At 46.9% G+C, this 14,552-nt stretch carries 18 protein-coding genes and 1 rRNA gene; 8 read left to right on the top strand and 11 right to left on the bottom strand.

Features of this window, described 5'->3' with window-relative positions; all coding sequences use genetic code 11:
- Positions 1-60 precede the first annotated feature (60 nt).
- Together ACFQRK_RS14935 and ACFQRK_RS14930 are read left to right on the top strand one after the other, a co-directional pair.
- Complete coding sequence (locus tag ACFQRK_RS14935; RefSeq protein ID WP_379008073.1) at positions 61-447, top strand: phage holin family protein; 387 nt, start codon at positions 61-63, stop codon at positions 445-447.
- Positions 416-895, top strand: a complete 480-nt coding sequence (locus ACFQRK_RS14930) for a hypothetical protein (RefSeq protein ID WP_379008072.1) — start codon at positions 416-418, stop codon at positions 893-895. The genes ACFQRK_RS14935 and ACFQRK_RS14930 overlap by 32 nt, the downstream gene beginning before the upstream one ends.
- On the opposite strand, the gene ACFQRK_RS14925 is transcribed toward ACFQRK_RS14930, so the two are convergent.
- Positions 892-1,836, bottom strand: coding sequence for a GDP-L-fucose synthase family protein (locus ACFQRK_RS14925; RefSeq protein WP_379008071.1), 945 nt, complete (start codon positions 1,834-1,836; stop codon positions 892-894). The genes ACFQRK_RS14930 and ACFQRK_RS14925 overlap by 4 nt on opposite strands.
- A gap of 165 nt (positions 1,837-2,001) precedes the next feature.
- Between ACFQRK_RS14925 and trmB the strand changes: the two genes are divergently transcribed.
- Positions 2,002-2,652 (top strand): tRNA (guanosine(46)-N7)-methyltransferase TrmB, encoded by a 651-nt coding sequence (gene trmB / locus ACFQRK_RS14920; protein WP_379008069.1) that lies wholly within the window; start codon positions 2,002-2,004, stop codon positions 2,650-2,652.
- On the opposite strand, the gene ACFQRK_RS14915 is transcribed toward trmB, so the two are convergent.
- Positions 2,624-3,610 carry a rhodanese-related sulfurtransferase gene (locus tag ACFQRK_RS14915; protein ID WP_379008067.1) on the bottom strand — a complete coding sequence of 329 codons (987 nt, stop codon included), beginning with the start codon at positions 3,608-3,610 and terminating at the stop codon, positions 2,624-2,626. The two genes, trmB and ACFQRK_RS14915, sit on opposite strands and share 29 nt — an antisense overlap.
- Before the next feature lie 166 nt (positions 3,611-3,776).
- On the opposite strand from ACFQRK_RS14915, the gene ACFQRK_RS14910 reads away from it, so the two are divergent.
- Complete coding sequence (locus ACFQRK_RS14910; protein ID WP_379008066.1) at positions 3,777-4,166, top strand: DUF1801 domain-containing protein; 390 nt, start codon at positions 3,777-3,779, stop codon at positions 4,164-4,166.
- A gap of 34 nt (positions 4,167-4,200) precedes the next feature.
- Here the strand turns inward: ACFQRK_RS14910 and ACFQRK_RS14905 are convergent, their stop codons facing one another.
- Genes ACFQRK_RS14905 through ACFQRK_RS14880 form a run of 6 tightly spaced genes read right to left on the bottom strand, consistent with a single transcriptional unit; the run spans position 4,201 to position 8,279 of the window.
- Positions 4,201-4,821 carry a hypothetical protein gene (locus tag ACFQRK_RS14905; RefSeq protein WP_379008064.1) on the bottom strand — a complete coding sequence of 207 codons (621 nt, stop codon included), beginning with the start codon at positions 4,819-4,821 and terminating at the stop codon, positions 4,201-4,203.
- Between the two features lie 20 nt (positions 4,822-4,841).
- On the bottom strand, positions 4,842-5,066 hold the full coding sequence (locus ACFQRK_RS14900) for a DUF3820 family protein (protein ID WP_379008063.1): 225 nt from the start codon (positions 5,064-5,066) through the stop codon (positions 4,842-4,844).
- A gap of 11 nt (positions 5,067-5,077) precedes the next feature.
- Positions 5,078-5,830 (bottom strand): glycosyltransferase family 2 protein, encoded by a 753-nt coding sequence (locus tag ACFQRK_RS14895; protein ID WP_379008062.1) that lies wholly within the window; start codon positions 5,828-5,830, stop codon positions 5,078-5,080.
- Positions 5,830-6,558: a methyltransferase domain-containing protein gene (locus tag ACFQRK_RS14890; RefSeq protein WP_379008060.1), complete on the bottom strand. Its 729-nt coding sequence runs from the start codon at positions 6,556-6,558 to the stop codon at positions 5,830-5,832. Before ACFQRK_RS14890 ends, ACFQRK_RS14895 begins: the two co-directional genes overlap by 1 nt.
- The gene (locus ACFQRK_RS14885) at positions 6,555-7,520 is read right to left on the bottom strand and encodes a polysaccharide pyruvyl transferase family protein (RefSeq protein WP_379008059.1); all 966 of its coding nucleotides are present in this window, start codon (positions 7,518-7,520) and stop codon (positions 6,555-6,557) included. Before ACFQRK_RS14885 ends, ACFQRK_RS14890 begins: the two co-directional genes overlap by 4 nt.
- Before the next feature lie 15 nt (positions 7,521-7,535).
- Positions 7,536-8,279 carry a DeoR/GlpR family DNA-binding transcription regulator gene (locus ACFQRK_RS14880; RefSeq protein WP_379008058.1) on the bottom strand — a complete coding sequence of 248 codons (744 nt, stop codon included), beginning with the start codon at positions 8,277-8,279 and terminating at the stop codon, positions 7,536-7,538.
- Between the two features lie 165 nt (positions 8,280-8,444).
- Between ACFQRK_RS14880 and nagA the strand changes: the two genes are divergently transcribed.
- Positions 8,445-9,557 (top strand): N-acetylglucosamine-6-phosphate deacetylase, encoded by a 1,113-nt coding sequence (nagA, locus tag ACFQRK_RS14875; protein WP_379008057.1) that lies wholly within the window; start codon positions 8,445-8,447, stop codon positions 9,555-9,557.
- Positions 9,554-10,813 carry a C4-dicarboxylate transporter DctA gene (dctA, locus tag ACFQRK_RS14870; protein WP_379008054.1) on the top strand — a complete coding sequence of 420 codons (1,260 nt, stop codon included), beginning with the start codon at positions 9,554-9,556 and terminating at the stop codon, positions 10,811-10,813. The genes nagA and dctA overlap by 4 nt, the downstream gene beginning before the upstream one ends.
- Here dctA and xseB read toward each other — a convergent pair.
- Together xseB and xseA are read right to left on the bottom strand one after the other, a co-directional pair.
- Positions 10,810-11,037, bottom strand: a complete 228-nt coding sequence (xseB, locus tag ACFQRK_RS14865; RefSeq protein WP_379008052.1) for an exodeoxyribonuclease VII small subunit — start codon at positions 11,035-11,037, stop codon at positions 10,810-10,812. The two genes, dctA and xseB, sit on opposite strands and share 4 nt — an antisense overlap.
- Positions 11,030-12,367 carry an exodeoxyribonuclease VII large subunit gene (gene xseA / locus ACFQRK_RS14860; protein WP_379008050.1) on the bottom strand — a complete coding sequence of 446 codons (1,338 nt, stop codon included), beginning with the start codon at positions 12,365-12,367 and terminating at the stop codon, positions 11,030-11,032. The genes xseB and xseA overlap by 8 nt, the downstream gene beginning before the upstream one ends.
- Before the next feature lie 182 nt (positions 12,368-12,549).
- Here xseA and def point away from each other — a divergent pair, with 182 nt between their 5' ends.
- A complete protein-coding gene (gene def, locus ACFQRK_RS14855; RefSeq protein WP_379008048.1) occupies positions 12,550-13,122 on the top strand; it encodes a peptide deformylase in 573 nt (190 codons plus the stop codon).
- Between the two features lie 2 nt (positions 13,123-13,124).
- Here the strand turns inward: def and ACFQRK_RS14850 are convergent, their stop codons facing one another.
- Positions 13,125-13,727 (bottom strand): trimeric intracellular cation channel family protein, encoded by a 603-nt coding sequence (locus ACFQRK_RS14850; RefSeq protein WP_379008046.1) that lies wholly within the window; start codon positions 13,725-13,727, stop codon positions 13,125-13,127.
- Between the two features lie 709 nt (positions 13,728-14,436).
- On the opposite strand from ACFQRK_RS14850, the gene ACFQRK_RS14845 reads away from it, so the two are divergent.
- Positions 14,437-14,552, top strand: a 16S ribosomal RNA gene (locus ACFQRK_RS14845); the annotation flags it as partial.

Below are 14,552 nucleotides of genomic sequence, written 5' to 3'. Positions count from 1 at the left end.
GAGAAGGGGGATTCTGTGATGCTATAGTGAAGCGCAAACTTAAGTCCTTGGCCAAACCATATGGAGGAAAAAAAATTTTCAATCAATGGGGTATTCCAGAAAAGTAAGGAATACATCGATACGCGGTTTAAGCTGTTTAAACTCAAATTGGTCGAACGATCGTCGCGATTAATCGCCAGTTTGATTGTCGACATGGTTAAAACGGTGTTCGCTATATTTGTAATTTTCTTTCTTAGCTTGGCCCTGGGCTTCTATCTAAGTGAATTATTAGGCAGTTCCTCCCTCGGATTCCTCGCCACAGGCGGAATATTCATTGTCCTGATCGTATTGATCTCGGCTTTCGAATCCCGACTGGAGCGCCTCTTCATGAATCTTTCGATTAAGCGGTTTTTACAAAAATGGAATGACGAAATAGATGAAGACGATGAGGAAGGAAAGCAAGATTAAAAATTTGAACGGTCTACGATTAGAGATAGCTCGTCTTAAAGTCCTTGCCAAGGAGCAAGAGAGTTACCTTAGTGATCAATATCATCTTTTTAATGATAAGCTGGCGGCTCCCGCGCGTTTCGCCAAATCGTTGATTTCATGGATTCCAGGAGTAGATTTAGCCAAAGGTCTATTTACTAAAGGCAAGAAAGACGAAGATTGGCTGAGTAGGGCCTTGCGGATTGGCCTGCCTGTTGTGCTCAATCGTCTTTTTCTCCGCAGAGCAGGGTTCGTAAAACGGGCGTTGATTACCGTCTTGTCCCAGCAAGCAGCAGGTATTTTGAATAAAGACCGTATCAGTGAGGCAATAACTAAAATAGCGGACTTTATAAGACCGGCTAAACGACGCAAGCATGTGGTAAGGAGAAACGTAGATTACGGCATTCCACCGGATAGCGAAACCTATTAACGGTCGGTGTCCCGCTCCAATTTTGCTAAAAAGTCGCCGTACGCCAGTCGGATGCCAGACAACAGTGTGGTGGTATGGCGCCATCCCAGTGCGTGCAGCTTGCTAACATCCATCAACTTTCTCGGCGTGCCATCCGGTTTTGATGCGTCGAATACCAATCCGCCTTCATAACCAACGACTTCTTTGATGAGGTAAGCGAGGTCGCGAATGCTCAAATCCTCCCCCGTACCGATATTGATTAATTGGGGGTCATTGTAGGATTCCATGAGAAATACGCAGGCATCCGCCAAATCATCCGCAAATAGAAACTCGCGTTTGGGTGCGCCACTGCCCCACACGACAACTGTCGATTCGCCTGCTATTTTTGCCTCGTGAAAGCGACGTATAAGCGCTGGCAGGACATGTGAATGCTGGGGGTGATAATTGTCGTTGTAGCCGTAAAGGTTGGTGGGCATGACTGATATAAAATTGCAACCATACTGATCGTGATACGCTTCACAAAGCTTGATGCCTGCAATCTTGGCGATTGCATAGGGTTCGTTTGTTGGCTCCAGCACTCCGGTAAGCAAGTATTCTTCTTTGAGTGGCTGAGGGGCTAGTTTTGGATAAATACAGCTGGATCCGAGAAAAAGCAATTTTTTTACACCATGTATAAAAGATTGATGAATCACATTATTCTGTATGGCCAAATTTTCGTATAAAAAATCCGCCCGGAATGTGTTGTTAGCTAAAATCCCGCCCACCTTTGCTGCTGCCAGAAATACATAATCCGGCTTTTGCCCGGCAAAAAAATCAGCTACCGCTTGTTGATTGCGAAGATCCAGCTCATTCGACGTTTGCAACAGCAAATTGTAGTAACCCAATGCGCTTAGTTTTCGAAGGATGGCCGAGCCTACCATGCCCCGATGGCCCGCGATAAATATTTTTGCGTCTTTTTCCACGAGAATTATACGATATCGTACAAAGATAAGATTATTTTTGCATGCCGCTTCACGGAGGTAATCAGCCCGCACAACGGACGCAAGGGTGCTTCCGTTTACCGCTAAGGACACATGTGTGTAAGAAACTTGGCGAAGTTGCGTGCGAAATTTTGAAGAAATCAGAGCATGGGTAAAGATAAACTCCGGAAATTCGCTGAGATCAACACATTTGCGAACGTATTGCAACTGGAGGCTGGTAAGTCGATGAAAGGTGAGTGGGCAGCCAAGCACTTCGGCAATAATCGCCCCATTGTGTTAGAGTTGGCCTGTGGGAAAGGCGAATATACCGTCAACCTAGCCAAATTATTTCCCGGGCATAATTTTATTGGTGTAGATTTTAAGGGTAATCGTATCTGGCGCGGCGCAAAAACCGCGCTTGAGGAAGGAATCCCTAATGTTGCTTTCCTCCGAATACAGATTGAAACCATTCTGGAATATTTTGCCGAAAATGAGGTGTCAGAAATCTGGATCACTTTCCCGGATCCCCAACCCCAGAAAAGCCGCGAAAAGAAACGGCTCACAAACCCGTCGTTTTTGGCTAAATACCGGCAGATCCTGGCACCCGATGGCATTATGCATCTTAAAACCGACAACGATGGATTATTTGCCTACACGCAGGAAAAATTATCGGAACTTGGCTTAACCATTCACGCACAGACGGCAGACTTATATCGCTCCGACGTCGTGGATGAGGTGTTGTCTATTGAAACCTACTACGAAAAGAAATACCTCCAAACGGCCAAAAATATTAACTATTTAAAGTGGAGTTGGCAGTAAATATTTTGTGCTTCCGTTTGCTGATTTTTTCGACGTTAACAGGCTGAGGAATCTTCACGTAATAGCCCGTACCGTCATAGGGACGCCTACGAGGGTGGCTCATGCATGAATCGGAACAGCAACCTTCCATTTTCCATCCACAGGTCTCGCATTGCGTGAAATGTTCGTTGCATTCCGGATTTGCGCAATTGATCATGCGACTGGAGATGGTGCCACAGTTTAAGCATGTAGAAACCACCGTAGGGTTTACCTGGTTCACATCCACGGTTACGCGATTGTCGAACACATAGCATTTGCCTTCGAAATCTTTTCCCCCAACCACTTTTCCGTATTTGATGATGCCGCCATGCAGTTGGTATACATCCTTAAATCCTTCTTTAAGCAATAGAGCAGATGCTTTCTCGCATTTGATGCCACCCGTACAGTAAGTGAGTATCTTTTTGTCTTTGTACTGCGCCAGCTCATTGATTTTTTCAGGAAACTCCCTAAAGTTCTCAATGTCCAGGGTTAGCGCATTTTTGAATCGGCCAACGTTGTGTTCATAATTAGAACGGACATCCAATATCACCACGTCGTCACGATCTTTCATTTCCAGAAACTCCTTCGGATCCAGGTGCTTGCCGGTTTCTTTGGTCGGGTCGATGATTTTCGGATCCCGCAATCCCGAATGCACGATTTCTGGTTTGTACCGACAATGCATTTTGATGAAGGAGGGTTCGTCCACTTCGTCAATTTTAAAGTCCGTACCTGCAAATCTCCGGTCGGCATGTACGGCATCCATATAGGCTTTGCATGCATCCGGAGTACCCGATACGGTGCCATTAAGGCCTTCGTCCGCAACAATGATACGGCCTACCAAGCCGAGTGATTTACAAAACTGAAGATGATCTGCGGCAAATTGTTCCGCATTGTCAATGTGGCTGTAGCAATAGTACAGCAGGGTTTGGTACTTTTTCATATAGCATTGATACCGCTGCAAACGGCGTTAAATGTGTTTTCAGGCGCAAATATAGTAAACAGTTTTGGTATTTGGGGACAAGTAGCCGGGGTGTCGTGCGAACATCGTGTTGGAGATTAGGAATCATGCCCGTACCTTTGTCAGGTACGCTATGGTTAAATGTACGATGGATAATGCAATAAAGGACTATCACAATGAACTCTCTGATTCGGATAGCCGGATCGCCCTCCTGCTGTACGAGCAAATCAGCCGGCAGTTGCCGGAAGCCAAAAATAAATTATGGCATAGACATCCGGTTTGGTTTCTCGAAGGCAATCCGATAGTGGGCTACAGCAAACGGAAGAATGGCATAAACCTGATGTTTTGGAGCGGACAGTCATTTGATGAACCCGGTTTGCGGAAGGAAGGAAGTTTTAAGGCGGGAGAAGTCTTATATACAGATGTGGAACAAATCAACCTCCAAGACTTGCAGAGATGGCTGGAAAAAGCCCGAGATATTCAGTGGGACTATAAAAACCTGATAAAGCGTAAAGGTAAGCTGGAACGATTGAAATGATTTACGGTCGGGGAGGCTTCCCTTGACGCGGTGCTTAGCGATGGGATTGCGGCTCCGGGCGAAGTGGGGCGTAGGAGGAGATGTGCACATCCGGATCATGCACAATAACGGCGACACAGGTATAAGCAGTGTCCACTTCGAAGGCAATGCCTTCGTTCGCATTGTATACCGTATAGGTTTGTCCATTTTGATTATACGTCTCGACAATTTGCAGTGGATAGGTGTCTGAAATATCGCGCAGGGATGAACCGACGCCGACTGATTGGACGGTCTTAAATCGAGGTGAGGTTACCCGGATTTGTTTGATACGAGCGGTTTCATCGTTGCCCATGTCTCGTGACGTGAATAGGGAAAACGGGAAATCGGGTTCATCATCCGTATACCAAACAGAGACCGCCTTACCCATCGCTGCATTCCCCCAATCTGGTTTTCCCAGTTCCTGAATTACGGTACTGTCGGCATCGCCAAGTAGAAAGAATCCCACTGATTTTCCCGGAACCAGTAAATTATTGTCTGGAAGAAGCGATTGGGAAGCCGTTGTTACGGTATCCTGAGGAACTTGCCTGGCATTATGGTTGCCACCGCATGCAGCAATCAGCAAACAAGCGGCAAGCATGCCCATGCTTTTCTGAACTTGGATCATTGGAATAAACATCTACTACGGTTAATGAACGCTTACTTGGACGTTTTGTTTCGTAAGGGTCGCAGTAAATATTCCAAACCATTGAGTTTAATTTCATACATCGTGCCTAACAACATTCCCAATTTACCCTTGGGGAATCCGTTTTGGTGGAACCATACCAGGTAAGTTTCGGGTAAGTCGCAGATCAATGTTTCTTTATATTTGCCAAACGGCATTTTGGTGGTCAATAACGCCTGCAAAATTTGTTCCTGTGTCACGTTCTTTCAGTTTAGTCATTTGTTCTGCCATGGCGGACATAATAGATTGCCCAATTTACCGCAATAATTAAATGATTCAGGATATTGGGAAAAAGGCCGTAGTGCTTGGTGAATATCTGAAATCGTTCTTTAAGGCTTTCCCAATGATGCTTTTTAGACATTCCGCCTACCAGGTATTTCGCCACGATGAGCCGAGTGTTGACGATCTTGTTTGCTTTTTTGGCGGCACGTATTATCCAGTCAATGTCAGCACTGAGCCGGTAGCGTAAATCGTACCGACCGACAATGGATCGACGTATGTAGATTGCTTGATGACTGATGTTCATGCCGAAACGGAAACTTCGCCAATTGAACTGCGCAGGTATGGCATGCCGGCGTAGCCCGAGCGATTGCCAGTGTTCGTTATACATTTCGGTTTCGCCATAATAGATATCGGCGTCGGGAGCCGAGTTGAACACCTGGGCCACGGTGTCTTCCGCATACATCTCATCCCCGGAATTCATAAACAGCACGTAACTCCCCGTAGCTAGTGCTAGCCCTTTGTTCATTGCATCGTAAATACCCTTATCGGGCTCACTAACCCATTTTGAAAGGTGCTTAGTATACCGTTTGATCACATCGACGGTTCCATCGGTAGAATTACCGTCGACGATGATGTATTCAATGTGCGGATAGGTTTGACGGACGACCGATGTGATGGTACGCTCGATGTCGCGCACATTATTATAGACAACCGTAATAACCGTGAGTGTAGGGGTATGCATCAGCTTTCAGGTTTCTGTACAACCAACACGTTGTTGTGAAAAAAATTCTGGTTCGTTGGCAGTATGGCCGAGAGAATTAATCCGCAAAGGGTTATCGGCGTGATGAATAACGGGGTGAGCGCAATCCGGATTACCTTGTTCTTTGGAAATATATGCTGATAGACATAGGCGGCCCACATCTGGCAAAGGGTAGCCACATAATTGGTAGTTTTGGTTTCCTTGACGATGGTAAACCCCTTTTCCGTTAAGATATGTCGGATACCGAAAGAGGTATACCGGGCAAAATCGAAGGGGATTTCATGCTCATCCCAAACAAATGGAACCGTGATCAGCATGTGCCCGCCGGGCTTCAATACCCGATACAGCTCATCAAGGATTTCGGGGAGATTGAAAATGTGCTCAAACACTTCACTCGAAAAGATGCTATCGAAGGACGCATTGTCAAATGGTAAGGTTTTGCCGTCATAGTATACATCGATCTCTTCGTTTCGGTGATCGTGACCACTTATTTCGATATCCGTGCCTATATAAGCGGTCACGTCAAACAGCGCGCGATAAGGCTTGCTTCCGCAACCAAAATCCAGGAGGCGTCCCCGTAGGTGCTTACTCAGCGCTGATATGTTGCGGAATAATCCCCTTCGAATGATAAAAAACGGATTAAAGAATACGCCGAAAAATGTCGGTTGAAATAGGGATTTATTGTAGAGCCGTTTGAGTCCCGCGATCAATTTGCCTTAGTTTTAGTGGTTAAAAACTGCGTTTTCCAACGTTCGATGGCATCGACATTGAGGTATAGTTTGACACTCATTTCCTCGTGTATTTTTTCTTCAAGTGCGTCCATGAGTTGGCGTTCAAGCACATTGAGGCCGATGTCATTGCGCATTTCGATGGCCCGGTTGTCAATGCCGATGATCAGGGCTTTCCGGCGCTTTTGAAGTGCCCGTATGCCCGCGTGCAACCGGGTGCCTACGTATTCGCAGGACTCACTTTCAAGAAATCTGTCAAAAGCTGACAACTTAGGCGGGATATACCGGACATCGGAAGTCAGACTTTCAATATAAGCTTGATCTTTTGATCCCTGTATCCACACATATACCGCTTGATAGTGCTGTTTGAGGGTTTCCAAGAGCTGCCCGTCTCGTTCGGGATCCCGCAGGTAATCTGTAATCGTAGTGACGACGGTGTCCCGTTTCTTGGGATTAATTTGTGAAAGATGGGGCTCGTCAAGCCCCCAAACCGTAGGACATCCTGTATTGACCACGTTATTGATGCCGATCTCGTTTAGTTTCTGTAGGGTATAGTTGTCACGCACAGCGTGGATATATTGGGTGGAAAACAGTGATTTATACATCCGCTTCGTATAGAGCGATACGGGTTTATCTTGATATTGCCACCAGCCTACCCCCAATAATACCACCTTTCGCCGCAGGGCAAGTAAGTCCTTCACGCCTACTTTCCATTGGCGGTTGCCGAATGTGTTGTTTTTTAGCAAATTCGTGCCGCCTACCAGGGCAGTGTCGTATTTACGAAGAGTCGGCAGGTCCAGGGGGTGGATAGAAAAATGAGTGGGTATATTGATGACGAAGTCATCCGTGAAAAGTTCGTCCGCAATTTTGTTTACCGCATCCATAATGATGTGGTCTCCCAGATTCGTGGTCGCAATGGACGTATCAAATATAATTTTGGGCATGTAAAATCTTTTGTGCTAGATAACCTCTATCACCTTGCTGAATCCAGTCAGACTTGGGTGTTTTGAATCCAGATCGGTCACAAGATAGGAAATGGCATTCAGACTGCAAACCTTCATTTTTTGCACTGAATTTAGTTTTTCCGCAATGCTTAGAATAGCTGTTTTGGTTGAACACCGAATCATTGCTTTTTTGATTTGCACGACTTCCCAATCTGAATCGGTTACACCATCTTCGACAGAGAGACTGTTCGTGCCTAATAGGCACAGATCTACCCGTATCTCGGAAAGCTGGTTGATAACTTGGGATCCGATGCTGATGTTGGTATTTCTTGACAGTTTCCCGCCGATTAGAATGACATCTGCGTGTGTGCGTTCAGCTAGTTCGAGTGCTACCAATGGGCTGATTGTAAAAAAAGTGCATTGTAGACTTTCCGGGATAATCCGCGCCATTTCCAGCAGGGTGGTGCCGCCGCCGGCTAATACCGTCATGCCATTTTGGATGAGAGCGACCGCTTTGGTTGCGATCTCCTTTTTCGCATCGCGTGCGTAGATATTGTTTTCCTGGAAGGGATACTGAAAGGACTTCGAAAGCGCCCCACCGTACACTTTGAGCACTTTTCCGTTTTCGGCCAACTCATTTAAATCGCGTCTAATGGTATCTTCCGAAACATTGAGCTGCACACTTAGGTCCGAAGACAAAACTTTATTGTGCAAATTTATTTGATGGACGATAAACGCTTGTCGTTCTTCTTTCAGCATTTGTTAACCGATTATTATTGGCGTAAAGATAAGACAAATCGAAGAAATTGCAATTCTTTGCCGTTGTCCCTAGCTACCTTACCGCTGCGGAGATCCTGGCGTGGAACCGGCACAAATAAAAAGATTTTTGTATTATTACCGCCGGTAATGTGTCAAGATAAACCAATGGCGGAATCATTCATCGCAATCACCAACGGGATTGTGTTCACAAACGATAAACTGATCAAAGGCAGGGCTTTGTTGTTAGGCGGTAGTCAGGTGATAGATACTGTGGCTCCGGACGAAATCCCCCATGGGACGGAAATAGTGGATGCGATGGGCGGATATGTGGTTCCGGGATTTATCGACTTGCAGATCTATGGCGGTGGCGGACGGCTTTTTTCGGCCGATCCTTCGGCCGACGCGATGGACGAAATTGCCCGAGCATTGGTAAAATCGGGCACAACGGGCTTTATGATCACCATGGCCACCAACACGTTGGACATCCTGGATCGGGCATTCGATGTATGCAACCAATATCGTCATCCGGCATTATTGGGGCTGCACCTGGAAGGACCTTATTTGAATAAAGCAAGGAGAGGAGCTCATCCAGCGGAGTACATTCGCCAGCCGGAAACCGCTGAGATCGCCGCCTTGCTGAGGCGGGCAGGAAACTGCCTACGGATAATGACCATTGCTCCGGAGCAATTTGACCGGAAAACCATCGGATTGCTAACGGACAACGGGGTGTTGCTTTCTGCAGGCCATAGCGATGCCTCGTTTGAAGAGGCAACGACGGCGTTTCGAAGCGGTGTCCGCGCGGTTACTCACCTATTCAATGCCATGTCTCCGCTTCATCACCGCAATCCGGGATTGCCGGGGGCTACGTTTCAATCCGTTACTGCCTGCGCAAGCATCATCGCAGATGGCATCCATGTCGACTACCAGACGCTTTCAATAAGCAAAAAACTAATGGGCGACCGGCTTTTCCTGATTACTGATGCGGTAGCTGAGACCCACGAGGGTATTTACACACATGTCTTCCAGGGCGACCGGTATACACTGCCTGATAACACCTTGTCCGGCTCTGCCCTGACAATGATGGAGGCTGTAGCGAATTGTGTGCGCCACGCAGGTATTCCGTTGGAAGAAGCGCTGCGGATGGCATCCCAATATCCGGCTTCGCTGTTGGGACTGGAGGCGCACGGCTGTATTAAACCCGGTGCAATGGCGAACGTGGTGATTTTTGACAGCCAGTATTCGGTACAGCAGGTTTTCTTGGAGGGAAAGCGCGTATGAGGAAAAGTTTAGGCAAGCTGTTCAATCTACTATATATCCAGGTACTCATTGCGATTGGCATCGGTGTCTTAATCGGCCATTTTTTTCCTACGGTGGGGGTACAGTTGAAACCGCTGGGTGACGGCTTCATCAAGCTCATTAAAATGGTTATCGCTCCCCTCATCTTCTGCAGCATCGTGCTGGGAATTGCGGGGATGGAAGATGTAAAGAAAATCGGGAAGGTAGGGATCAAATCGATGGTGTACTTCCAAGTGACAACGGCCGTAGCTATGTTGCTGGGCGTATTGGTGATCAACGGAATGCGCCCTGGAGAAGGGATGCATGCAGATCCGCGCACGTTGGACACAACAGAAGTAGCTACATACCTGGAGGCCGGTAAAAAGCAAGACGGTTTCGTCGATTTTTTGCTGAACATTATTCCGGAGAATGTTTTCGGTGCCCTGTCTTCGGGTAACTTGTTGCAGGTACTGTTTTTTGCCGTGTTGTTCGGATTTGCGCTTTCGAGGATAGGTTCCTATGCGGAGCCGGCCGTACGGGTGATGCAATCCTTTCTCGATGGTTTGTTTGTTGTAATTAAGATGGTCATGAAGGTTGCTCCGATCGGGGCAATGGGCGCCATGGGCTTCACCATCGGTAAATACGGGATTAGCTCGTTGTCTTCCTTAGGTATGCTCATGCTGGCATTTTACGTGACGTGCTTGTTGTATATCTTTCTATTTGCCGGGGGAATGCTTAGGTATTACGGAATCAGTATTTTCAAAGTGCTGCGCTTTATCAAGGAGGAACTGCTGGTGGTGTTGGGTACCTCCTCGTCGGAATCGGTACTTCCCGCCATTATGCAGAAGCTGGAAAAAATGGGTTGCTCGCGGTCATTGGTGCGCCTGGTCGTCCCGTCGGGATACTCTTTTAACCTTGACGGAACCGCTATTTATTTGACTATGGCTGCAATTTTCCTTTCGCAGGCCGTGGATATGCCGATGGGGTTCGAAGAACAGCTGTTTCTGCTGATCGTTTTGACGGTAACATCCAACGGAGCGGCCGGTGTGACCGGAAGTGGCTTTATTATTTTGGTGGCCACACTTCCGGTGGTGGGTCACATTCCTGTTGAATCGGTTGCCTTGATATTCGGTATAGACCGGTTCATGAGTGAAGCTCGTGCGTTGACCAATCTCATCGGCAATACAGCCGCGACTATTCTGGTGGCGCGGTGGGAAAATGAGCTTGATATGGAACAGCTAAAGGCCGAATTGGGTTAACCTGCTTCTTCTTCCGATTGGTTTGGCTCCTTTTCCAGATTGGCCAGTATGTTATTTACCTCCCCTTCGGTCGCCGTCAATTTGGCTTTGCATACGCCGATCAGCAGAGTCGCCCGCTTGACTTTCGTCGAAAGTTCGTCGATCGAGATTTCCCCGCGTTCAATTTCTGATACGATGGCCTGCAGTTCTTCAAATGCTTCTGTATAGGTGAATGGGTTACTCATGATTTGCTGTTTTTGACTGGATAACGGTACTTGTAATCTGTCCCGAAGCTAAAAATGTTTCCAGAATATCTCCTTTTTTGACCTGTTCATTGGTTTTCAGGGCTCGTCCGTTGATCCGTGTGATACTGTACCCGCGGTTTAGCACTTGTTGGGGATCCAAGAGTTTCACGGATTTTTCCATTGAAGTTAACTGAGCCCCGTGGTCCTTGAGCACGGATGCTGTAGCGGCCTGCAATGTTTTTTCGGAATGCAGCAATGACAGGGTGCCTTGTTGCAAACGGTGGAGGCTCGCCATATTAAGCCGAACGAAATGATGTTCAAGGGCCTTTTGCTGTTGGTTAAGCAGGTGGATGCTGTGCAATCGGAAATACCTGGCACAGTCGTTAAGTATATCCTGCTGGGCCTGCAATAATTGGCGGGTTTTCAATAAGATGGTCTCCTGTGCGTGTGCGAGCGGCACCGCGAATTGGTGGAAACGCTGGATGAGGAAATCCGCGAGTTCGCTGGGGGTGATGGCATTTTGGTAGGCTACCATTTCGCTGACCGTCTCATTGGTGGAATGTCCGATGCCGGTCAGTACGGGGATGGGAAACCTAGCGATGGCCGAAGCCAATAGGTAATGGTTGTAACTTGATAAACCGACATCCCCGCCACCCCCGCGGATAATCGCCACCACATCGTATGCTTCTACGCATGATGCAATATTCGCCAGCTGATTGATAATGGATTGGATGGATTTGTCGCCTTGCAGCAGTGCCGGAAACAGGGTTTGCTCGAACCGGTAACCCCACGGGTTTCCATTCAATATTTTCAGAAAATCGGAATATCCTTTGCTAGTTTCTACCGATATAATCGCCAACCGTTTCGGAAGGACCGGAAAGGGTAGCCGCTTATTTGCATAGAAGAGATCCTCCTGTTTAAGTCGGCTGATACTTGCCTGCTTCTCGCGTTCGAGCTCGCCGAGGGAATAAGCAGGATCTATGTCAAGGATACGGAGGCTCAGACCGTATAGTGGATCGTAGGAGATGGTAGCCTGGAATAGGATGGTAATACCGTTTTTCAGTGGTTCCCGGGTAATTTCTATAAAACGTTGATTGATCCGTTGATAATCGCCATTCCAGAGGATGGAGCGCATTTCTGCAACGACCTTGCCTTCTTTTTTTTCAACGAGTTCAGGATAACAATGGCCGGAATGGGTGTAAGGATTAAGCTTGTTCATCTCTGCTTTAATCCAATAGCTCTGCCTATAGCGCTCGGCGATCGTCCGCTGAATGCTCTTGGCTACTTCTCCGAGGGAAAAAATGACCTTATCCGGTAGTTTCTCAGGCATACTCAAAGGTAAGCTTTTTCCGCAAAATCGTTACCTTTGTGTCCTGAAATCTGCCCTGTCAGCAGTTACCGAAGGAAAAAGCGGTGAGATTCACGGGCAGGAGGCGAATGCGCCAGCCTCTTTACGGCGAAGCGATCTCGAGGATGCCGTTGGCGAATAAGGAATCAATAAAAGTGTTTGAAATGAAGTTACCCATTATCGCCTACGGCGATCCTATTCTAAAGCGAAAAGGGATAGAAATTAACAGGGATTATCCGGATTTGCCGGAATTAATAGCCAACATGTTTGAAACCATGTACGCAGCACATGGTGTGGGCTTGGCAGCCCCGCAGGTCGGGCTGGCCATCCGCTTATTTGTGATAGACGCCAGCCCATTTGCCGATGATGATCCGGCGTTGAAAGATTTTAAGAAAGTTTTTATCAACGCGGAAATCCTGGAAGAGGAGGGCGAAAAATGGTCATTCAATGAGGGATGTTTAAGTATTCCGGAAATCCGTGAAGACATTAGTAGGTACCCGAACATCCGAATCAGGTATGTGGATGAAAACTGGGTAACGCACGAGGAGGATTTCACGGGTTTGGCGGCTCGTATTATTCAGCATGAATACGACCACATTGAGGGAAAATTGTTTACGGAAAAGCTGAGTCCGCTCCGGAAGGCAATGATCAAAAGTAAACTGGAAGCGATCTCAAAAGGGCAGGTGGATGTGGACTACAAGATGAAATTCCCGTTGTTGAAGAGAAAGGGGCGATAAGTTTATCCCCCCACGATGGGTAAGGCGAGTTTATACTTCACGGATAAGATTCGTATAATTGAAATGGTGGCCGCACTGATAAACGCATTCAGGTTGTAATCAACGCCCATGCGGCTGAGCACTACAAATAGCACCGCTCCGGAAAGACAGGCCGTTGCATAGATTTCTTTTCGGAAAATAAGGGGTGTTTCATTCAATAATGTATCGCGCGTGACGCCGCCCATCACCGCGGAAAAGAGGCCCAAAACCACCGCTGCAATACCGCTGCTGTCAAATGTCAGGGATTTCTGTACGCCCACTATGGTAAAGAAGCCGATTCCCAGGGCGTCAAACAAGGAAAGCGTTCGCGCCAATCTGCCAAGTATCCTTTTAAATAGGATAGCAATCAACACACCGGTTAATATGGCAAATAGATAATTGCCGTCATCCACCCATACTGGTCGTAGATTGAGAAAAATGTCTCGTAGGCTTCCGCCTCCAATGGCCGTAACGAAGCCGGTAAAAGCCGCCCCGAAAATATCGATGTTATGTCGCATGGCAGCCATTGCCCCTGATATAGCGAAGACCATGGTTCCTAGCAAATCAATGTAGTAGATGAGTTCCATACCGATTAAACTGCGTTTGTAAAAATAAGATAAATTAGGATAGGCCGTATTCGTTTAAAAGGTCAGATAAGGCCCAATAAGGGGAAGCTTAGATTGGGCATTCATTTCCGGGAGAGCCACGCTATAAATAAAAGCAGAAACGTAATCGATTAAATTAATATGCTGATTTACTGCAGCTAACTAGTTTTTACAAAATATTTTGCGGTGATATTTGTAAATAACCAATAAAGGTTATACTTTTGCATCCCGCTTCAGAGGAGGTGGTTGTTCATTAAAATAGATTTAACAGGAAATTAAAGCGCTATTCAGTCGGTTTTCGACGAAAGAGACACTTTGAAAAAATGTTAAAATAAATTTTGCAGAGTAAAAAAAGATTTCTACCTTTGCAGTCCCAAACGGAACAGGGGGTTCGAAAGAAGGAAGTTCCGGCCCGGCAGCGCGATGCAGCCGGTGTTTGAAAGAGAGAAAAATCGGCCGGTTCTGAACCGGCGTGATATAAAAGCCGAAGCGCGAGCGGAGGCGACAAGTTCTTTAAAGTAAAGATATTCATGTAGCGCAGCGAGTAGTTTGATTTGATCAAGCGAAAGCTGAAAACAAAGTCTAAACGAAGTCATTCCGGGCAATTGAGACATTAACAATTAGAATGTGATTCCAATTGCTTAATTTAATTTGAGTTTTTTGGGGTCAGTGATTCTTACACTTCATTTTTACAATGGAGAGTTTGATCCTGGCTCAGGATGAACGCTAGCGGCAGGCCTAATACATGCAAGTCGAACGGGATCCACCAGCTTGCTGGTGGTGAGAGTGGCGCACGGGTGCGTAACG

This window comes from Parapedobacter sp. GCM10030251, from assembly GCF_042666505.1.
Classification (GTDB): domain Bacteria; phylum Bacteroidota; class Bacteroidia; order Sphingobacteriales; family Sphingobacteriaceae; genus Parapedobacter.
The sequence above is the reverse complement of the archived record's forward strand: the minus strand, read 5'-3'. Positions and strand labels throughout refer to the sequence as shown.